At 50.9% G+C, this 20,724-nt stretch carries 17 protein-coding genes and 1 tRNA gene; 16 read left to right on the forward strand and 2 right to left on the reverse strand.

The features are described from left to right. The 5 genes from tolB to BIT28_RS28640 all read left to right on the forward strand — a co-directional run bounded on the left by tolB (position 1) and on the right by BIT28_RS28640 (position 4,877). Positions 1 to 1,347, forward strand: a complete 1,347-nt coding sequence (gene tolB, locus BIT28_RS28620) for a Tol-Pal system beta propeller repeat protein TolB (protein WP_075768382.1) — start codon at positions 1 to 3, stop codon at positions 1,345 to 1,347. Between the two features lie 37 nt (positions 1,348 to 1,384). Continuing rightward, positions 1,385 to 1,924, forward strand: coding sequence for a peptidoglycan-associated lipoprotein Pal (pal, locus tag BIT28_RS28625; protein ID WP_075768383.1), 540 nt, complete (start codon positions 1,385 to 1,387; stop codon positions 1,922 to 1,924). A gap of 16 nt (positions 1,925 to 1,940) precedes the next feature. After that, on the forward strand, positions 1,941 to 2,699 hold the full coding sequence (ybgF, locus tag BIT28_RS28630; RefSeq protein ID WP_075768384.1) for a tol-pal system protein YbgF: 759 nt from the start codon (positions 1,941 to 1,943) through the stop codon (positions 2,697 to 2,699). A 156-nt stretch (positions 2,700 to 2,855) separates the two neighbouring features. Continuing rightward, positions 2,856 to 3,917, forward strand: coding sequence for a quinolinate synthase NadA (gene nadA / locus BIT28_RS28635; protein ID WP_075768385.1), 1,062 nt, complete (start codon positions 2,856 to 2,858; stop codon positions 3,915 to 3,917). Between the two features lie 105 nt (positions 3,918 to 4,022). Beyond that, positions 4,023 to 4,877, forward strand: coding sequence for a bile acid:sodium symporter family protein (locus BIT28_RS28640; RefSeq protein WP_075768386.1), 855 nt, complete (start codon positions 4,023 to 4,025; stop codon positions 4,875 to 4,877). Between the two features lie 72 nt (positions 4,878 to 4,949). Here the strand turns inward: BIT28_RS28640 and BIT28_RS28645 are convergent, their stop codons facing one another. Then, a complete protein-coding gene (locus BIT28_RS28645; protein ID WP_075768387.1) occupies positions 4,950 to 5,525 on the reverse strand; it encodes a UPF0149 family protein in 576 nt (191 codons plus the stop codon). A gap of 285 nt (positions 5,526 to 5,810) precedes the next feature. Between BIT28_RS28645 and BIT28_RS28650 the strand changes: the two genes are divergently transcribed. Then, positions 5,811 to 5,898 (forward strand) — tRNA-Ser (locus BIT28_RS28650). Between the two features lie 94 nt (positions 5,899 to 5,992). Here the strand turns inward: BIT28_RS28650 and BIT28_RS28655 are convergent. Beyond that, positions 5,993 to 7,030, reverse strand: coding sequence for a GlxA family transcriptional regulator (locus BIT28_RS28655; protein ID WP_075768388.1), 1,038 nt, complete (start codon positions 7,028 to 7,030; stop codon positions 5,993 to 5,995). A 327-nt stretch (positions 7,031 to 7,357) separates the two neighbouring features. Here BIT28_RS28655 and glyA point away from each other — a divergent pair, with 327 nt between their 5' ends. The 10 genes from glyA to BIT28_RS30445 all read left to right on the forward strand — a co-directional run bounded on the left by glyA (position 7,358) and on the right by BIT28_RS30445 (position 20,721). Beyond that, positions 7,358 to 8,611 (forward strand): serine hydroxymethyltransferase, encoded by a 1,254-nt coding sequence (glyA, locus tag BIT28_RS28660; protein ID WP_075768389.1) that lies wholly within the window; start codon positions 7,358 to 7,360, stop codon positions 8,609 to 8,611. Between the two features lie 50 nt (positions 8,612 to 8,661). Continuing rightward, on the forward strand, positions 8,662 to 10,038 hold the full coding sequence (locus tag BIT28_RS28665; protein ID WP_075768441.1) for an L-serine ammonia-lyase: 1,377 nt from the start codon (positions 8,662 to 8,664) through the stop codon (positions 10,036 to 10,038). A 57-nt stretch (positions 10,039 to 10,095) separates the two neighbouring features. Beyond that, positions 10,096 to 11,346: a sarcosine oxidase subunit beta family protein gene (locus BIT28_RS28670; protein WP_075768390.1), complete on the forward strand. Its 1,251-nt coding sequence runs from the start codon at positions 10,096 to 10,098 to the stop codon at positions 11,344 to 11,346. Positions 11,347 to 11,363: 17 nt separating this feature from the next. Continuing rightward, positions 11,364 to 11,660: a sarcosine oxidase subunit delta gene (locus tag BIT28_RS28675; RefSeq protein WP_075768391.1), complete on the forward strand. Its 297-nt coding sequence runs from the start codon at positions 11,364 to 11,366 to the stop codon at positions 11,658 to 11,660. Next, positions 11,657 to 14,677, forward strand: coding sequence for a sarcosine oxidase subunit alpha (locus tag BIT28_RS28680; RefSeq protein WP_075768392.1), 3,021 nt, complete (start codon positions 11,657 to 11,659; stop codon positions 14,675 to 14,677). The genes BIT28_RS28675 and BIT28_RS28680 overlap by 4 nt, the downstream gene beginning before the upstream one ends. Then, a complete protein-coding gene (locus BIT28_RS30130; RefSeq protein WP_175577627.1) occupies positions 14,670 to 15,326 on the forward strand; it encodes a sarcosine oxidase subunit gamma in 657 nt (218 codons plus the stop codon). Before BIT28_RS28680 ends, BIT28_RS30130 begins: the two co-directional genes overlap by 8 nt. Before the next feature lie 76 nt (positions 15,327 to 15,402). Next, positions 15,403 to 16,275, forward strand: a complete 873-nt coding sequence (purU, locus tag BIT28_RS28690) for a formyltetrahydrofolate deformylase (protein ID WP_075768393.1) — start codon at positions 15,403 to 15,405, stop codon at positions 16,273 to 16,275. Positions 16,276 to 16,453: 178 nt separating this feature from the next. Then, positions 16,454 to 17,896 (forward strand): Na+/H+ antiporter NhaC, encoded by a 1,443-nt coding sequence (gene nhaC, locus BIT28_RS28695; protein ID WP_075768394.1) that lies wholly within the window; start codon positions 16,454 to 16,456, stop codon positions 17,894 to 17,896. 855 nt (positions 17,897 to 18,751) lie between these two features. After that, positions 18,752 to 19,204 carry an L-alanine exporter AlaE gene (locus BIT28_RS28700; RefSeq protein WP_075768395.1) on the forward strand — a complete coding sequence of 151 codons (453 nt, stop codon included), beginning with the start codon at positions 18,752 to 18,754 and terminating at the stop codon, positions 19,202 to 19,204. 323 nt (positions 19,205 to 19,527) lie between these two features. Further along, positions 19,528 to 20,721 (forward strand): methyl-accepting chemotaxis protein, encoded by a 1,194-nt coding sequence (locus BIT28_RS30445; protein WP_075768396.1) that lies wholly within the window; start codon positions 19,528 to 19,530, stop codon positions 20,719 to 20,721. The last annotated feature ends 3 nt before the right edge of the window (positions 20,722 to 20,724 follow it).

The following is a 20,724-nucleotide window of genomic DNA, read 5'->3' on the forward strand; positions in this document are numbered from 1 at the left end:
ATGAAACGTTGGATAATGGGCTTGTGTATTGCTCTTCTGAGTTTTAGCCAAATCGCACAAGCAGAATTGGAATTGGTGATCACTGAAGGTATTGATTCTGCCCGTCCGATAGGTGTGGTGCCGTTCCAATGGGAAGGCGAAGGCAAAATGCCGTCGGATATTTCCGCGGTGATTGCATCGGATTTGCGTCGCAGCGGTAAATTCAGCCCGGTCGCGACCAGTAAAATGCCACAGACGCCATATAGCGAAGATCAGGTCGATTATAATGCCTGGACATCGCTAGGGGTTGATGCGCTGGTAACAGGTAAAGTTAGCCTGAATGCCGATGGCAATTATGTGATTAACTACCAGCTGGTAGACGTGGTGCGAGGCCAGTTGACCAGTGGCGAAAGCCGAGGTCTGGAAAATGGCGAGCTGGTATTGACCAAAGATCATGTACTTTATTCTGGTCGTGCTGTTGTGAAAAAGAGCCGCCTGCGTCAGTATGCTCACCGAATTTCTGACATTGTTTATGAAAAGCTGACAGGTGAGAAGGGTGCATTCTTGACTCGCATTGCCTACGTGGTGATTGACGATAAGGCCAAGTATCCGTATCAGTTGCGTATTGCTGACTATGACGGATTTAATGAGCTTTTGGTACTGAAATCACAGCAGCCGCTGATGTCACCGTCATGGTCGCCGGATGGCAGCAAGCTGGCCTATGTCAGCTTTGAAAACAAGCAGGCGCAGATTTTCGTGATGGACATTTACAAGGGTAGCCGCGAGATGGTTGCGTCTTTCCCACGTCACAATGGTTCACCGCGTTTCTCGCCAGATGGCAAAAAACTTGCCATGGTGCTGTCTAAGAGTGGCAGCTTGCAGATCTACATTTTGGATCTGGAAACGAAAAAAATGACCCAAGTTACCCGTGGTCGGGCCAATAATACCGAGGCATTTTGGGATCCAAATGGTCAGTCTATGATCTTTACCTCAGACAGAGGTGGTAAACCCCAGATATATCGAGTAAATTTAGCAGATGGTTCGACCGAACGCCTAACTTGGCAAGGAAGTCAGAATCTGGGTGGTCAATTGACGCCTGATGGACGGTTCCTGGTAATGGTACACAGATCAGACTCTGGGTATAACATTGCCAAACAAGATCTGAAAACAGGTGCGCTTCAAATTTTAACGAAGACATTTTTGGATGAGTCGCCAAGTATTGCACCGAATGGCGGCATGGTGATATACAGCTCAGTTAATGATAAATCCAACGAGCTGTCGTTAGTGTCGATTGACGGGCGCTTTAAGGCACGATTACCTGCGACGAACGGGCGGGTTCGGGCTCCATCCTGGGGGCCGTTCCTCTAACGTTCACCGTAATTAGCGATATAAAAGGAAAAAAATAATGCAACTGAACAAAGTTCTAAAGGGGCTGGCAATTGCGCTGCCAATGATCACTCTTGCTGCGTGTAGTTCAACAGAAAGCACTGATAGCTCAGCTGCGTCTGAGTCAACTACTGGTACAGGTACTACTGCTACTGAGCAAACTACAGTTGCAACACCAGTAGAATCAGGTTCTGCAGCTCTGTCTGAGCAGGAGCTACGCAGCCAGCAGCTACGTCAGGAGCAAACTGTATACTTCAAGTTTGACAATGCTGAAATTCAGTCTGACTACCAGGAAATGCTAACGGCTCACGCTGACTACCTGCGTGACAACACAGCAGTTAAAGTGATTGTTGAAGGTCACGCTGATGAGCGCGGCACGCCAGAGTACAACATTGCACTGGGCGAGCGTCGTGCGGCAGCCGTTGCTAAATACCTTCAGGCTCTAGGTGTTTCTGCAAGCCAAATATCAATTGTCAGCTACGGTGAGGAAAAGCCTTTGGTACTAGGCCACTCTGAAGCTGACTATGCTAAGAACCGTCGTTCGGTTCTAGTTTACTAATTTATAGGTAAACACGATGAACAGTAACAAAATGCGGACCCTCGCGTTGACGTTGCTGGTTGGTGCGGCGACCCAGGTGGTCGCCGCACCTGCTCCTGTTACCGAACTTAACGGAAACAGTGCACAGGGCGGAGATAATAGCCTTGCGCGTTTGGAGCGTATGATTGAGGCGCGAAACCAGGTGCAGATTGATATGCAGCGTCAGCTGGATCAGCTTGCATCTGAAATGGATGAACTGCGCGGTCTTGTCGAGCGCAATAGCTATGACCTGAGTCAGATGCTGGAGCGACAGCGAGAATTGTACCGTGAGGTTGATGCACTTAGCCGCCAGCCTCAGAAAGAAGTCGACGAAACGTCAGATTCCACTCCGGCTTCTACTGAGACGTACACCAGTAACGTGAGTGAAAACGAAGCCTATGAAAGCGCCGTTAACCTGATCCTCAAGGAAAAAGATTATCCTGGTGCGGTCAAGGCATTTCAGGCGTTCTTGTCGGCTTATCCTGAATCTGTATACAAGCCCAATGCCCACTACTGGCTAGGTCAGCTGTACTTTACTCAAAGTCAGCTGAAAGAGGCCGGTGAGCAGTTTACGGCTGTGGCTAGTTTCAGTGACTCTAACAAGCGGGCTGATGCCATGCTGAAGCTTGGCGTTATCGCCGAGAGGAGCAAAAAGCCGGATGAAGCCAAGAAGTATTACCAGCAGGTAATTGAGCTTTACCCGGGCTCGACCAGCTCCCGCCAGGCTGAGAAAAACCTCAAGGCGCTTGCTAAGTAGCCATGGTGCAGCCATTGATAAAGGCCAGTTTTTACTGGCCTTTTTTATATCTGTAACGAAACAGTAACAGTGTGATTGCCAGAAAGGTGATTATTTCGATGTTTGCGGTGTATAATGCTCGGATTAGTAAGGACGAGCTGATAGAGCAATCGAGAAATGAGCCTGACATTTGATCCCTCAGAAATGGTGTATCCGTTTCCACCGAAGCCAACGCCGCTGACTGTTGATGAGCAGCTGGCATACAAAGAGAAAATCAAAGCCCTGTTGAAGGAAAAAGACGCGGTTTTGGTTGCCCATTATTATACTGACCCTGAAATCCAGGCACTGGCCGAAGAGACCGGTGGATTTGTCGGTGACTCTTTGGAAATGGCCAAATTCGGTAACCAGCATCCGGCGAAAACCCTGGTGATTTGTGGTGTTCGTTTTATGGGGGAGTCAGCGAAGATTCTGACGCCTGAAAAGCGCGTACTGATGCCGACGCTTGAAGCTGAGTGTTCTTTGGATCTTGGTTGTCCGGCAGATAAGTTTACCGAATTTTGTGATGCCCACCCTGACCATACTGTAGTTGTCTATGCCAATACCTCTGCAGCAGTGAAAGCACGTGCTGACTGGGTAGTCACATCAAGTATTGCGCTGGAGATTGTCGAGCACCTCGATAGCGAGGGCAAAGACATTATCTGGGGGCCGGACCGCCACCTTGGCTCTTACATCCAGAAGCAAACAGGCGCTGAAATGCTCTTGTGGCAGGGCGAGTGTGTGGTGCATGACGAGTTCTCGTCCAAGGCGCTGCGTGACATGAAGAACCTGTATCCAGATGCGGCTATCTTGGTTCACCCTGAGTCACCGGCATCTGTAGTTGCGCTGGCTGATGCGGTCGGCTCGACGAGCCAGCTGATCAAGGCGGCGAAAACCTTGCCGAACAAGCAGCTGATTGTGGCGACTGATACGGGTATCTTCTTTAAGATGCAGCAGATGGTGCCTGACAAGGAACTGATTGAAGCGCCGACTGCCGGTGCCGGGGCAACCTGCCGTAGCTGTGCCCACTGTCCGTGGATGGCAATGAACGGTCTTCAGGCTATCGAGCAAGGTTTGCGTGAAGGCGGCGAGCAACATGAAATTTTTGTTGATGAGTCACTGCGTGAAAAATCACTTATCCCGTTGAACCGTATGCTGGATTTTGCGGCAGAGCTGCAATTGAAAGTGAAGGGCAACGCGTAATATTATTGCAGAATAATTAAGATGAGAATGGCGACCTTATGGTCGCCATTTTTATCGGCTATAGTTCGACAGTTATTAATACTGGTATCACAAGGATAAACAACAATGAGCCAGACAATGTTAACCGTGGCATTGCCAATTGCCCTCGCATGGATGATGTACTGTGTCGGGCTGACGCTGTCTATCGCTGACTTTAAGCGGGTCGGGCAATATCCGGGCCGGGTACTAATGGGGCTGGTGACCCAGTTGCTAGGGTTACCGTTGCTGGCATACGTCATTATTACCTTGTTTGCGTTGCCAGAGCCGGTGGCGATAGGCCTATGGTTATTGGCACTGGCACCGGGTGGGGCCTCGTCGAACGCAATCACCCACATGAGCGGTGGCGACTCGGCGCTTTCTATCAGTATGACGGCGGTTAGCAGTCTGATCATTCCGTTCAGTCTGCCGCTGATGCTGGTCTTGCTTGTACCGGATGCCCAGCTGATCTTCCCAGTAAAAACGGCGATTTTACAACTTACGGCTGTCACCCTGGTACCAGTGTTGCTGGGCATGGCGACCCGGCATTGGGCGAAGGGGCGCTGGTTTGAAGGTTTTTCCCATTTTGCTGGCCGCTCGGCGCTGGGGGCGCTGTTTTTGACAGTCATGGTGACGGTTGCTGCCAATACTGGCGTTTTTCACCAGCTTTTCTCGGTCGCATCAGTAGCTGCTATTAGTCTGTGTGTTACGGGCATGCTGCTAGGTGCCTTTGTGGCTAAAATGCTGCGTGGTGACAAGGTACTGGCAAAGACACTGGCCATTGAAGTCGGGGTTCAGAATGCCGGGACGGCTATCTTCGTTGCGGTGGTACAGTTGCAACGCCCGGAGTTGGCTCTGACGCCGTTATTGTATGGATTGTTGATGAACTTGCCGGCTTTTGGATTGATCTACGTTTTTCAGCGCCGTAAGTTGGCTAGCGTCTGACAGGTCTTGGAGGGAAGCCTGGGTAGCAGGCTACGAAATGAGATATTAATAGCATTTCGTAGCCAATCATTGTTATTGCTCTTGCACCAGTGCCTGCGCTTTTATTGTCAGGCCGCAAAGCATGGTCGGAACCGATGTGAAGATTTCTTCGAACTGGGCAAGGCCGTCAGCACCTTCCTGAGACAGAGCTTCCATCGCATTTTCAGGATCATAAAGCAGGCTGAAGCATAGCAATACACCACCGAGCAGTGCATTGTCCTCACTGCCTTCCGGCATGATGGTATCCCAGTCGTCACGGGAAAGCTGCCAGCCTTGTAACATACCTTCTGCCAGCTCACGGGTTGCTTCGGTGACCAGCTCCTTGTCATCCAGCGCACAGCCTTCCGGCCATTGCCATTGGCCTGTCAGCAAGTCCTCGCGGCTTTGGTTCCACATATTGACGATTTCATTGGCGTAGGCTTCAAGCTCTTCGTGGCTTTCAAACGGTGAGGTTTCATCGCCTCCCCACAGAAAAGCCAGCCACTCGGCCGGATCAATCAGGTGTGGTGCTGCTGCCATCGCTGTAACAAAACCTCGGGTCTGGGCTTCGGACAGAAGTTGCTCGGCCAGCTGTGGGTTTTTCAGTAACTCACTTAGCGGTGAAGACATAATACAATCTCAGTTCGGTTGTATGTTTTCCCTCTACGCCGACATTGTCTGGCATAAAGTGTTAACAGTAATAGATAGAATGGTTGCAATGCTGGCTATTGTAGCAGCCTGCGGTGCTCAGCACAGCTTAAGTACTCTTTTTATCGTCGTGATGGCCAATACCGTCGTAAAAATAGACACCTGACAGCGTAAATATTGATTTTTATTGACCTTCCACCGCGAGAGCACTATAGTAGCCCTCCGTTGAGAAAATAGCAGCTTGTTCCTATCGCTCAACAACAAGATGGTGAGGTGTCCGAGTGGCTGAAGGAGCACGCCTGGAAAGTGTGTATACGGCAACGTATCGAGGGTTCGAATCCCTCCCTCACCGCCATCAAATTCAGAGAAAACCCGTTGAGTATCAACGGGTTTTTTCGTATCTGGCGCATGTCAAATCACTTTGGTTGACGGGATGCATTGCCCGGCACTTATTCATCCCCCCGTTTTATTTTCCGTAATGCCAGAGGCGATACGGAGAAAAACTCTTTGAAGCAGCGACTGAAATAAGTTGTGGTGACAAATCCGGATGCTGCTGCGATGGTGGCTACAGAGTCATTTGATTGCAGAAGCAACTGTCTGGCATGGGTTAGGCGTAACTCCAGATAATACCGGGAAGGAGACGTTTGCAAGTGGATACGGAACAAGCGTTCCAGCTTACGTCGCGAAGAGCCTATCCAACTGGCCAGTTCATCGATGGAAAGAGGCTCTTCCATATTGCCAGTCATTAATTGTACGGCGTCCTGTAGCATTTGCGGTGTTGACGGTGCAAACACTTCCCGAAATTTTGGCAGTTCGGTGGGCTGGGTAGCACGATCACAGGACAGGATTTCTTTGACGGCATTAACAATCTCTATCCCTTGCAGCTGCTCTATCAGTACTAGCATCATTTCCAGGGAGCTACTCGGACCTGCTGCAGAAATGATCTTATCTTCAATGACATAAGCTAACTCGGTGATCTTGCTGGCAGGAAAGTGTTCTCTGGCGTAGGCATGGTTGTCAGGATGCAGGGCATATCTGACTTCTTTGAGTACGCCGGCGTGGGCCAGAGCAAGCGCACCATTCCATATTCCCCCAAACCTCGCTTTTCGAGCTGCAATCTGGCGCAGTTTACGGGACAGTTTCGGTATCTCTTCAAGTTGGCTTCGGAACCCGCCGCAGACGACCAGTAAATCAATTCTTGTTTCATAAGAAAGTTCATCCAACGTTTGATCCGCCGAGATTTTGATCCCCAAGTCACTGGTAATTTGCGTGCTATCGATCCCGACGGTGGAAAACGTAAACCTCTGTGAGGTCGTTACCAGGTTAGAAGTTACCAGGGTATCGGCGGCACTGGTGAACGACACTAATGAGAAATGCTCCAGCAGCACAAAAACAACATGGAGTGGTGCGGTGTCCGGGCGTTGAGGGGGAAGAAAAGAGCTGTTGGTATCCCGTAGTGCGCCGGTAAATTGTCTCTTCTGGCTCATTGAATAGCTCTTCTTGTTAAGGGTTTGTTGGTGCTTTGTTGGTGGTTAAGGATAAATTAAATGATGAATTTACATCATTTCAAATAATGGCGAAACAGTTATGTTTAAGAGGCTTAAAGCTAATTGATGCCTGATATTAATGGGGTTTGATGTGATTTTGAACGATGGTATTAAGCAGTATTACTATTTTAAGCTGTCGCAAAATTAGCATTTATCGCCGTAAATGGTCACTCGTTCATCGTGTCTGCCTTGTAATATCAATCGTGATTTAACAATTTCTTTACAGGTTTCGCCTGTAAGTATGTTTCACCTGACGGAGTGCAAGGCATGTTTTACAACAATGATCGTATTCAAGGATTTGACAACGAATTGTGGCAGGCGATGCAGGCGGAAGATGTGCGCCAGCAAGACCATATTGAACTTATTGCTTCTGAAAACTACACCAGTAAGCGAGTGATGGAAGCTCAGGGAAGCCAGCTGACAAACAAGTATGCCGAGGGGTACCCGGCAAAACGGTATTACGGTGGTTGCGAGCATGTTGATGAGGTCGAAGAACTGGCTATCGAACGTGCCAAAACTTTGTTTGGTGCAGACTATGTTAATGTCCAGCCGCATTCTGGATCCCAAGCCAATGCTGCCGTGTATATGGCGTTGTTGAATCCGGGCGATACCGTTCTGGGAATGAGCCTGGCCCATGGCGGCCACCTGACTCATGGAGCCAAGGTTAGCTTCTCAGGAAAAATTTATCATTCTGTGCAATACGGCTTGAATGAAGCGACTGGCGAGATTGATTTCGATGAAGTTGCGGCGCTGGCCCGTGAACACCAACCCAAAATGATTGTGGCGGGCTTTTCGGCTTACTCTCGGATCATTGACTGGCAGCGTTTTCGTGATATTGCCGATGAAGTCGGTGCCTATCTGTTCGTCGATATGGCCCATGTTGCCGGGCTGGTAGCAACCGGGCATTATCCAAACCCTATTCCCGTTGCTGATGTGGTTACCACGACTACACACAAAACCCTGCGCGGCCCGCGTGGCGGTCTTATCCTGGCTCGCCGCAATGAAGACTTGGAGAAAAAACTGAACTCTGCTGTTTTCCCTGGCGGACAGGGAGGGCCATTGATGCATGTGATAGCCGCTAAGGCGGTTGCTTTTCGCGAGGCATTGTTGCCCGAATTTACCGACTACCAGGCACAAGTGGTGAAAAACGCCCAGGTTATGGCAGACGGCTTCATTAAACGCGGCTATGACGTCGTTTCCGGTGGCACCGACAATCATCTATTTCTGGTCAGCCTTATTCGTCAGGGCATTACCGGCAAAGATGCCGATGCCGCGCTAGGCCGGGCCCATATCACTGTAAACAAGAATGCCGTGCCCAATGATCCGCAGTCGCCCTTTGTGACCAGCGGGCTCCGTATCGGTACCCCGGCGGTGACATCACGTGGCTTCAAAGAAGAGCAAGTTGCGCTGCTGACTGAGTGGATTTGCGACATTCTTGATGCTCTTCACAACGATGACGTGATCGCAACAGTTCGAAGTCAGGTTGCTTCACTTTGCGCTGAATATCCGGTTTATCGCTGAGCAGAAAGGAAAACGGGCCCTGCTAGCGGGGCCTGATGGAGGATATTGTGATGGCTATCAGTTTGTTTGACATGCTGAAGATCGGTATAGGCCCTTCCAGTTCACACACGGTCGGTCCGATGCGTGCTGCCAGGCGTTTTGCCAGTCAGCTGCGCTCTGAAGGGGGGCTAGCGTGTACCCGGCGGGTCAGCTGCCATTTATACGGTTCACTGGGAGCCACCGGAGTCGGGCATGGCACCGGGCCTGCGGTGTTGATGGGATTGGAAGGCCATGAGCCTGAAACTATCGACCCGGATAGTGTGACTGAGCGGGTGGCGGCGATTTATCACCAAGGTCTGCTGAACCTGGCTGGCGAACAAAAAATTGATTTTTCTGACACCGCTGACTTGCTCTATATCCCGCTTGAAAGCTTGCCGGAACATCCCAACGGCATGCGTTTGAGAGCCTTTTCAGAAGGTGGAGATGTCTTGCTGGATAAAGCCTATTACAGCATTGGTGGTGGGTTCGTATTAGATGAGGAGGAGATCGGGCAGCCTGCTGCCAATGAGCAGAACGAGTGGCCGTATCCGTTTGCTTCAGCTGATGAGCTGCTGTTGCTGTGTAAACAGAATGGGTTGCGGATCTCCGAGCTGATGCTGGAAAACGAAAAGGTACTCCGTCCCGATCACGAGGTTCGTCAGGGCATCCTGGCTTTTTGGCAGGTGATGCAGGGGTGTGTTCAGCGCGGCCTTACCCAGGAGGGGATTTTACCCGGCGGGCTTAAAGTGAAGCGTCGAGCGGCGGCCATGCACCGCAAGCTTATCGAGGAATCAGGCCGTGTGAACAATCATCATCTGGCAGCAATGGACTGGGTCAACCTTTATGCCCTGGCTGTCAACGAAGAAAATGCCGGTGGTGGAAGGATTGTTACGGCACCGACCAACGGGGCCGCAGGCATCATCCCTGCTGTGTTGCACTACTACGTGAATTTCTGCGATGGCGCTGATGAAGAAGGCGTGATCCGTTTCTTGCTGACAGCATCTGCCATTGGGGCACTGATAAAAATGAATGCGTCGATATCCGGGGCAGAAGTTGGCTGCCAGGGCGAGGTGGGGTCGGCTTGTGCGATGGCGGCGGCGGGATTGGCCGAGGTGCTTGGAGCGACGCCTGAGCAGGTGGAAAACGCGGCGGAAATAGGCATGGAGCATAACCTGGGGCTGACCTGCGATCCGATTGGCGGACTGGTACAGGTTCCTTGCATCGAGCGAAATGCCATGGCGGCGGTGAAAGCCATAAACGCCGCGTCTATTGCCATGCGGGGAGACGGTGAACATTTTGTCTCGCTTGACAGTGTGATCCGCACCATGCGCGAAACCGGCAAAGACATGATGGATAAGTACAAGGAAACATCTCGTGGCGGCTTGGCTGTGAATGTGATCGAGTGCTGAGTCAATCCTATTCGGTGCAGGCAAGAGCTATCTGTGCCGCACTAAGGAAGGTGAAAAATGAACAACTATTCTGGATTTGGGCTGTTCAAACATGCCCTGAGCTACCATGAAAACTGGCAGCGGGTGTGGCGCAACCCCACCCCGAAAAAACAGTATGACGTAGTGATTATCGGCGGTGGCGGTCATGGTTTGGCAACCGCATATTATCTGGCAAAAGAACACGGGATCACCAATGTTGCCGTGATTGAAAAAGGGTACTTGGGGGGCGGTAATACAGCCCGTAACACGACCATTGTGCGTTCCAACTATCTGTGGGACGAAGCTGCCCATTTATATGAGCACTCTATGAAGCTCTGGGAAGGCTTATCCCAGGAACTCAATTACAACATGATGTTCAGCCAGCGCGGGGTGTTGAATCTGGGGCATACCCTGCAGGATATGCGGGATATAGAACGCAGGGTGAGTGCTAACCGACTGAACGGAATTGACGGCGAAGTGCTCACCGCTGCCGAAGTGCAGGAGATGGTACCGATTCTCAATTGCTCCCCGGATGCCCGTTACCCTGTACTGGGAGCCAGTTGGCAGGCTCGTGGCGGTACTGCCCGCCATGATGCGGTGGCCTGGGGCTTCGCTCGTGCCGCCGATCAACTGGGGGTTGATTTGATCCAGCAAAATGAAGTTACCGGTATCCGTGTCAGTGGCGGCAAAGTGGAAGGGGTGGAAACCCAGAAAGGGTTTATCGGTGCCCGTAAAGTCGCCTGTGTCGCTGCCGGGAACTCGGGGGAGCTGGCGAAAATTGTGAATATGACCCTGCCGCTCGAGTCACACCCGTTGCAGGCGATGGTGTCGGAACCGCTGAAGCCTTGCCTTGATACTGTGGTGATGTCGAACCATGTCCATGGTTATATGAGCCAGTCAGATAAAGGTGATTTAGTGATCGGTGCCGGGATCGACAGTTACCTGGGGTATGGTCAGCGTGGTTCGTTCCCGGTTATCGAGCATACAATTGCCGCGATTATCGAAATGTTCCCGATTGTCAGCCGGGTTCGCCTGAATCGTCATTGGGGGGGCATTGTTGATACTTGTCCGGATGCCTGTCCGATTATCAGCAAGACCCACATCGACGGCCTTTATTTCAACTGTGGCTGGGGAACTGGTGGATTTAAGGCGACCCCGGGATCGGGCCATGTGTTTGCCCATACGGTTGCCCATGATGAACCGCACCCACTTGCCAAGCCATTCAATATCGACCGCTTTGTTACCGGCCATCTGATTGATGAGCATGGTGCTGCGGGTGTCGCGCACTAATCCAGGGAGGAGAAACGATGTTGCAAATATACTGCCCTTACTGTGGCGAGGCGCGTGAAGAGGAAGAGTTCCACTATGGCGGAGAAGCCCATATTGTGCGACCTGTCGATCCGGAGTTACTCAGTGATGAAGAATGGGGCCATTACCTGTTTCACCGCAAGAACATTAAAGGCCGCCATCAAGAGATGTGGTTCCACGCTGCGGGATGCCGCAAGTTTTTTAATGTCACCCGCAATACGGTGACCTATCAAATCGAGCATGTGTACAAGATAGGCGAGAGTGCACCGGCTGAGAGTGAGGAGGCCCAGGGATGAGCCAGAAAAACCGACTTGATAAAGGCGGGCGGATTGACCGCCGAGCCGCCATGCAATTTACATTTAATGGCCAGCAATATCAGGGCTTTCAGGGCGATACCATCGCATCGGCTCTGCTGGCAAACGGCATCGATGTTGTTGGCCGAAGTTTCAAATACTCGCGTCCACGAGGCATCCTTGGCGCTGGGGCAGAGGAGCCGAATGCCATTTTGCAGGTCGGCAGCAATCAAAGCACGACAATTCCGAATATCCGGGCAACCCAGGCAGAACTTTACCCGAACCTGCAGGCAACGTCAGTGGCCGGCTGGCCCAATGTCGACTTTGACATGATGGAAGCGGTGGGCAAAGTGGGGGGAGCCATGATGCCGCCGGGGTTTTATTACAAAACGTTTATGCAGCCACAGAGCCTGTGGCCGACCTATGAGAAGTATATCCGCAAGGCGGCTGGTTTGGGCAAGGTGCCCGGTACCCCTGATCCCGATACTTACGACAAAATGAACCATCATTGTGAAGTACTGATTGTCGGTGGAGGAGCGGCTGGCCTGGCTGCGGCGCGGACTTTATGCGGCGCTGGCCTGCGGGTGGTACTTGTTGATGAGCAAAATGAGTTTGGCGGGTCGATGCTGTCGACAACCCTGACTCTGGATGGACAACCTGCGACGGCATGGCTAGCGGAAACACTGGAGATGCTGTATGCCGATCCGGACTTTACCTTGTTGCCTCGCACCACGGCTTTCGGCTATTACGATCAGAATTTTGTTGGTGCCGTCGAGAGGCGTACTGATCATTTGGGTGAGAGTCTTCCGGGGGCCCGCCAGCGCCTGCATCGCATCCGGGCTCAAAAGGTGATCCTTGCTACGGGCTCGCTGGAGCGCCCGTTAGTGTTTGCCAATAATGATGTGCCGGGTTGTATGCTGGCCTCCGCTGTGTCTACCTATATTCAGCGTTATGCGGTGGTACCTGGTGACAGGTTGGTGCTGATGACTACCAACGATCACGCCTATCATGCCGCGATTGACTGGCATCGTGCCGGCCGGGAGGTGGTGGCGGTGATCGATACACGCCAGCAAGCGGAAAGCGAGCTACCGACACGGGCCCGTGAACTGGGGATCAAGGTGATCACTGGTCATGCCGTGATAAACGTTCAAGGCAAAAAGCGGGTGAAGGCGGCAGAGATTGCGCCAATCAGTGAGGATGGCAGTAAGCTGACCGGCAAAGTGATGTTGCTTGATTGTGACACGATTGCCAGTTCCGGGGGCTGGAGCCCGGTGGTGCACCTGTCTTGCCACTCAGGTAGCAAGCCGGTCTGGCGCGATGATATTGCCGGGTTCGTACCGGGTGCGACTCTGCAGCAACATCTCAATGCCGGAGGTATCGTCGGAACCTATAAGCTGACCGAGGTGTTGGCGGAAGGGGCGGGAGCCGGATTAACGGTCGGAGAGGCGCTGGGGGGGATGTTGGTTGAGTGTTATTTTTCGACACCGATAGCCAATGATCCCGAAGAAGCCCCGGCAATGGCGCTGTACCATGTGCCGCATACCCGGCCAACCAGTCGGGCGCCAAAGCAATTTGTTGATTTTCAGAATGATGTTACGGCAGCAGGGATTGAGCTGGCCACCCGTGAAGGTTTCGAGTCGATAGAGCACGTCAAGCGTTATACAGCGATGGGTTTTGGCACCGATCAGGGCAAGACCTCGAATATTAATGGAATGGCAATTGCCGCCAAATCGCTGAACCAGACGATTGAACAAACCGGTACGACGATTTTCCGCCCTATGTATACCCCGGTGACTTTCGGGGCTCTGGCTGGGCAGGATGCCGGACACCTGTTTGATCCTGCCCGGTTTACTGCAATGCACCTGTGGCATATTCAGCACGGCGCTACCTTTGAAGATGTTGGGCAGTGGAAGCGACCGTGGTATTTCCCGAAAGAAGGGGAAACCATGCAGCAAACACTTAACCGCGAGTGCCTGGCGACGCGGCAAAGCGTCGGTATCCTTGATGCTTCTACCCTCGGCAAGATAGATATCCAGGGCAAAGATGCCCGGGAGTTTCTTAACCGTGTCTACACCAACCCCTGGAGCAAGTTGGCTCCTGGACGCTGTCGATACGGGATCATGTGTAAAGAAGACGGCATGATCTTCGATGATGGCGTGACATCCTGCATCGATGATAACCATTTCATTATGACCACTACGTCTGGAGGGGCGGCAGCGGTGCTGGAATGGCTGGAACTTTGGCACCAGACGGAGTGGCCCGAGCTTGAGGTCTATTTTGCCAGCGTGACCGATCACTGGTCGACGATGACCGTATCCGGCCCGAACAGCCGCAAATTACTGGAAAAGCTGGTTGATGGCCATGATGTATCGAATGAGGGGTTCCCGTATATGAGCTGGCAGTCCGTCAAGGTTGCCGGTGTCGATGCCCGGGTGTTTCGGATCAGTTTTACCGGCGAGCTATCGTTTGAAATCAATGTTCAGGCCAATTACGGGCTGTATGTCTGGGAGCAGGTAATGGCTGCCGGTAAAGAATTCGATATAACCCCGTATGGCACGGAAACCATGCATATTCTGCGGGCCGAGAAGGGCTTTATTATCGCCGGGCAGGATACGGACGGTTCGGTCTCGCCTCAGGACATGGATATGAACTGGATTGTCGGCAAGAACAAAGCGTTTAGCTATATCGGCAAGCGTTCGTGGGCCCGGCCCGATAACCTGCGAGATGACCGTAAGCAGTTTGTCGGTCTGCTGACGACCGATCCGAAACAAGTGCTGCCGGAGGGAGCACAGGCGGTGCGAGATCCTAATGAGTCGATACCGATGACCATGGTGGGGCATGTCACTTCCAGCTACTACAGTGCCTGCCTTGGCCACTCGATTGCTCTCGGTGTGATTAAAGGTGGTTTGTCCCGTATTGGCGAGAAGGTGTACTTCCCGTTGGCAGATGGCACGACGGTCGAGGCCGAAATAACCAGTTCTGTATTCTATGATCCTAAAGGAGAGCGCCAGAATGTCTGATGTTACAGCTGTCAACGATGTAAAAAGCAAAGTGAAGGTGCACTCTGGAGCGGCTTGGCTGCCACGGGCTGAGTCCCCTTTGCACCATGTTGAAGTGGTGAAGTTGACCCAGCCTTCGCAGCAACCGACTGTAAATATCGAAGAGCTGAAAGGGATGAGCCACCTGGTACTGAGAGGCAATGCTGCCAACGCTGATTTTGTCTCAGGGGCAGAAGCCGTGCTGGGTATCGGATTGCCACTTGTCCCTGGGACTTCAGTGCAGAATGAAGCATTGCGGGTGTACTGGCAGTCTCCCGATGAGTGGCTGATTATTGGTGAGCCGGAGCAAGCTGTCTCAATTGAAACAGCGTTGCGCGAACATCTCAGCGGACATTTTGCGGTGACAGATGTCAGCGGCGGACAGACGCTGGTGTCATTATCCGGCTCTAATGCTGAAAACGTGCTGAAAAAGTCGACTCATTATGATGTGCATATTCGTCACTTTCCCATCAATAAGGTGGTAGGCACGTCATTTGCGAAATCGCAAGTCCAGCTGCGCCGAACCGGTGAACAGGCTTTCGAGCTGATCCTGCGCCGTAGTTTTGCTGACTATCTGTGGATGTGGCTGCTGGATGCCTGTCAGGAGTATGGTGTGGCGTTCCGGCGGTGAGGCTTCTGTAATTGCTTCGGCAGTTTGGATCCCCAGGGAGCATGCTGCCGGACTTGATACTGAATAGGATGAGGATATGAACCAGCAAAGTTTGACTTATATATTGACTGCGAGCTGCCCCGGACGTTCGGGAACCGTGGATGTTGTCACCCGCTTCCTGCGAGAGTTTGGTTGCTATATCACCGAGCTGAATTCCTTTGATGATTCGCTGAATCACCGCTTTTTTATTCGTGCGGTCTTTCGCGTTGAAGATAATGATCCGCTTGACCAAACGGCGTTTTGTACCGACTTTGCCGAACGGGCCAAAGCATTTGATATGGAGTGGGAGCTCACGGCGTCAGACTATCGGCCTAAAGTAGTGATCATGGTATCTAAATACGATCACTGCCTGAATGATCTGCTATATCGCTACCGAACCGGTAATCTTCCGGTTGATATTCGAGCGATAATTTCCAACCACCCCGATCTTCAGTCACTGGCCCAGTGGCATGAGATCCCTTATTACCACTTTCCAATCACCGCCGCTACTAAACCGGAGCAGGAAGCTCAGGTACAAGCGGTACTAGACGAAACCGGGTGCGAGTTGCTGGTACTAGCCCGTTATATGCAGGTACTCTCCCACGAAATGTGCGTTCGCTGGGCAGGAAAGGCGATCAATATCCATCACTCGCTGTTGCCGGGCTTCAAAGGAGCCAAACCCTACCATCAAGCCTACAACAAAGGGGTAAAGCTGGTGGGGGCGACAGCCCATTATGTCAGTGATGATCTCGACGAAGGGCCGATTATTACTCAGGGAATGGAAACAGTAAACCATACCTATTACCCCGCTGATTTGGCCAGAAAAGGGATGGATGTCGAATCCCTGACGCTGGCCCGGGCCATTCAGTATCACGTTGAGAAGCGCGTATTCCTGTTTAACGACAAAACCGTGGTGTTCGAGCGTTCGTGAGCTAACGGTACGTCTCGCCAACAGGTTCGCTGAGAGGATGTAGCGGGCTGTGGCAATCAGCTGTAAACGAAACAACTAAAGGAAAGGGTTGTCAGGCAGGCAGATCTCTGCTGACTGGCATGCCCCGGGTGCTTGCACCTGTTATTCGGCAATAAACTTGAAACAAGGAAGATGAGGTATGACAGAACATAGTCAAAGCGCAAAACCCAGCTTGATGATGGCACTGCTCCCGATAGTGCTAACGTTGTCGATACTGGCAGTCCAGCTGTTTATATTTGATGATTTCACTCCGCATATACCGCTAGTGATAGGTATCGGGCTGACGGCTTTTCTGGCCTGGATGCGGGGCTATCGCTGGCATGATATTGAAGATGGCATGCTGCACACCGTGCGGGTCGCACTGCAGTCGATTGCTATCTTGATGCTTGTCGGGATGATCGTGGGTGTGTGGATAGCCAGCGGCACTGTGCCGATATTGATTTACTACGGCCTGAACACCTTGAGCCCTGAAATATTCTTGGCTGCCAGCATGTTGCTGTGCTCGGTTGTTTCGCTCTCGCTGGGAACGTCCTGGGGAACAGTGAGCACCGTGGGTCTGGCACTGGTTGGGATAGGCGTCGGTTTTGATATTCCGGTTTACTGGACGGCTGGGGCTGTTGTGTCGGGGGCATTCTTCGGTGATAAGATGTCGCCCCTGTCAGACACTACCAACCTTGCCCCAGCCGTTATCGGGGTGGGCCTGTTTGACCATATTAAAAACATGCTGCCCACCACGGTGCCTGCGATGCTTCTGGCTTTTGGTATCTACCTTTTTGTTGGCTTTGATGCCAGCGGTTTACAGTCTACCGATTTTGCCAAGGTGGCGCTGATCACTGAGGGTATTGAAAGCAACTTTACTTTATCTGGCTGGTTGCTACTGCCGCCGCTGCTGGTTTTCGGGTGCTCGTTCGCCCGTTTGCCGACTTTGCCGTCGCTGTTTGTCGGTGTTGTCAGTGGTGCGGTGCTGGCCATTGTCGCCCAAGGTGCAACCCTACATGATGTATTCCGTTACATGCAGAGCGGATATGAGATCAATACAGGGGTATCGGAAATTGATTCGCTTTTAGGGCGGGGCGGTATTCAGTCGATGACCTGGGTGATCACTCTGGTGATGATTTCTCTGGGATTCGGTGGTGCTTTGGAGAGAACCCGCTGCCTCGAAACCATTGTCGAAGCCATTCTCAAGAAAACGCAGTCCTTCGTTCGCCTGCAAAGCTCAGCGATTGGTACCGCAATGGCGACGAACCTGGTTGCCGGCGACCCGTACCTGTCTATTAGCCTGCCAGGGAGAATGTTTGCCCCCGTTTTCACCGAGCGTGGGTATTCGAAGTTGAATCTTTCTCGCGCCGTAGAAGAAGGGGGGACGCTGATTTCGCCGTTGGTACCGTGGAATGCGGGCGGCTCGGTAGTGATCAGTGCGTTGGGGTTGGGTATAGCAGAAGGCAACATAGAAAACCTGCTATATATACCGCTGGCATTTGCCTGCTGGATTTCGCCGTTGCTCAGTATTGTGTATGCAGCGACTAACAAGTTTACTGTGCTGGAACCTTCACCCGGTGAGCCTCAGGTGGAGATAAAATAACAGTTCGACCCTTGATAGCTAACAGTAAGGGGAGCTTAAACGTTTCCCTTGCTGTGCTTGTCCTTGGCCAAAGTTCAGTTTGCTTGCATAGCCTCCGTTTCTAATAGCACTTTAGCCTTCATCTCTTTATATCCCAATGGTTTGTCTTGTCTTACTCTCTGATTTTCAGTTTCATTTGTGTAATTAAATTACACTTAAATGTGCTGAACTTTTGACGTTAATCAGCTGTTATCAAAGGGCTATTGTTGGTACTTATCATAAATGCTGTTGCTTTTAGGTGGAGGGAGAAGTCAATAATATCAACTTAAATCAGGAGTGTAATGAAATCAGGTAGTACCAGAATAAATGTATTCACTTATAGCGTTAAAAAAGTCGTATTGTTGGTTTTTTATTGATATTTTGGGCTTTTAATTCGTTTGGGGGTGTTATATTTTAATAAAATAATATCGATATTAATCAGTTGTTTAGTGTGATTTTCTCTTCGGTGATTAAAGGTGATTGTTTTTTGACCTTGAATTTTTTAGGGTTTAAACTGACTGTTGATGCTAATTCTCTTCTTTCTTTCCTTTAATGCTCGCATTTCAGCTAAAACTGTAAAGTTTAGTGAGTGTTTTGCAGCCTCTTTCTACCAAATTTTAACATGCAGCACGGCAGTGCCGCCTTTGTGGTGATTTGTGCCAATTTGTATGTCAAAAGCAGATGTAAGTTAACCAGATAAATAGATCTTTGGTGATTAATTCTAGTTAAAACCTGTTCTAATACGCAAATCAACTGGTTAAATGCTCTTTATCCAGTGAATGAGTCTTTTAATTCTGTTTTTTCTGGCCTTATTTTCTATTTTTGGAGGTTTGCGGTATGTCTGTTAAAGGTCAATTCAATATGCGTAATGCGGCTGCTGATACATTTGCTATGGTAGTTTTCAGTTTTGTGACTGGCATGTTGATTGAGGTGTTCGTGTCGGGGATGACATTCGAACAATCTTTAGCATCGCGAACCTTATCTATCCCGGTCAATATTGCGATTGCCTGGCCATACGGGCTTTTCCGTGACTTTGTGATTCGCTCAGGTTATCGCTTTTCACCAACCAACGGGATGAAAAGCCTGTCTGATATGGTTGCCTATGTACTGTTTCAATCGCCGGTCTATGCAGGCATTTTGTTTGTTGTTGGGGCTGATTTCGATCAAATCATCACGGCTGTAACCAGTAATGCATTTGTATCTGGCGCACTGGGTGTGGTGTATGGCCTGTTCCTGGATAGCTGCCGCCGTATGTTCCGTGTACCTGGTTATTATCACCAGCAAGCCTAATAGGCCATAACGGCACAGTGTCAAAAAGCTCCTACGGGAGCTTTTTTCGTACCTGGACAGTAGATATTGTTAGTAAACATAATATGCAACCAGTTATGTAACCTGGTGCCGAAATGGAAATACTCCCACATTTAGCAAAATATCCTGAATATCTCAATATGGCAGCGGAACTAGTTGATAGTTTTCAATATTTGAACTTCGTCAAGGTTTTGAGTTATAGCGTATTCGGTTATGCCTTTCTTTCAATATTCCATTAGTTTGTGTGCCTATACTTCAGTATTCCATCTGGGAACATTTTGTATTGAATTTGGCAGCGGGGCTTTATGGAAAGAAGCCGTTTTTTATGGGTACCTGTAGGACTGTCCAGTGTTGCGGCAACTGGGGTACTTCTGGTAGGCGAAGTCAGTGATCTGTCTTGGGTAATTGCTGGCGGACTTATCTTAAGCAGCTATTTTGCTGCGCGTTTTCTGCTCGCGGGCTATGACAGGGCGATGACAGATATTCGTGACAGGCAATGTAACGAGTTGCTGTCTAAACAGCAACATGCTCAGCAAGAGCTAAAACAACTGATTGATTTGTGCTTGCAGATCTTGCCTATCTGGCAGAGGCAACTATGTACCGTCAGGGTGCAAACCGAAACGGAAGTGACAGCTCTGTCGCAGCGTTTTTCTGAAATCATCAATGAATTGGATCAGGCCGTTGCCGAATCACAGAATGTTGCCGGTGGTGGGGCGGATAAAAGCGACAACGGTGTGTTTGCTGTACTTAACGACAGTGAGCTGCGGCTGGGCCAGGTTATCGAATTGCTTCGCTCGGCGATGCAGGCAAAAGAAGAAATGCTGGCTCAGGTTCGTCATTTGGCTAGCTATACCGAAGAACTCGATAATATGGCGGTTGATGTCGCCAAGATTGCCGAGCAGACGAATTTACTGGCCCTGAATGCAGCGATTGAGGCGGCGAGAGCGGGTGAGCAGGGCCGGGGCTTTGCCGTCGTCGCCGGTGAAGTGCGCAAGCTATCGCAGCTCTCCGGTGAAACAGGGAAGCATATCCGAGACAAGGTCCAGCTGATCAATCAGGCCATGGACGATACCGTCAGTATTGCCGAGCAGAGTGCCCGCCAGGATGCTCAGGCTGAAGCGGCATCTGAAGCCAACATAGAATCAATACTGGCGAACTTCAAACAGCTGGCCACCGAGCTCACTGACTCGACCTCATTACTTCAAGATAAAAATCTGGATATTCAGCGCGAGATATCCGGTGTGATCGTGTCGCTGCAGTTTCAGGATCGTGTCAGCCAAATCATTACCCAGGTAGAAAAAAATCTGGACAAGTTGCAGGTAGAAATCACTGACTATGAGTCAGAGCAGCATAGTGATGACGAGGCTCACCGCCTTGATGTGACCAACTGGCTCAATGAAATGAAGCGAGACTATGTTGCCCAGGAGCAACACCATAATCATGAAAAAGGTGAGGCGACGACAGCTTCTTCTAAAGATAGCGAGATAACTTTCTTTTAACCC

It is taken from the genome of Photobacterium proteolyticum (genome assembly GCF_001939735.1).
Classification (GTDB): domain Bacteria; phylum Pseudomonadota; class Gammaproteobacteria; order Enterobacterales; family Vibrionaceae; genus Photobacterium; species Photobacterium proteolyticum.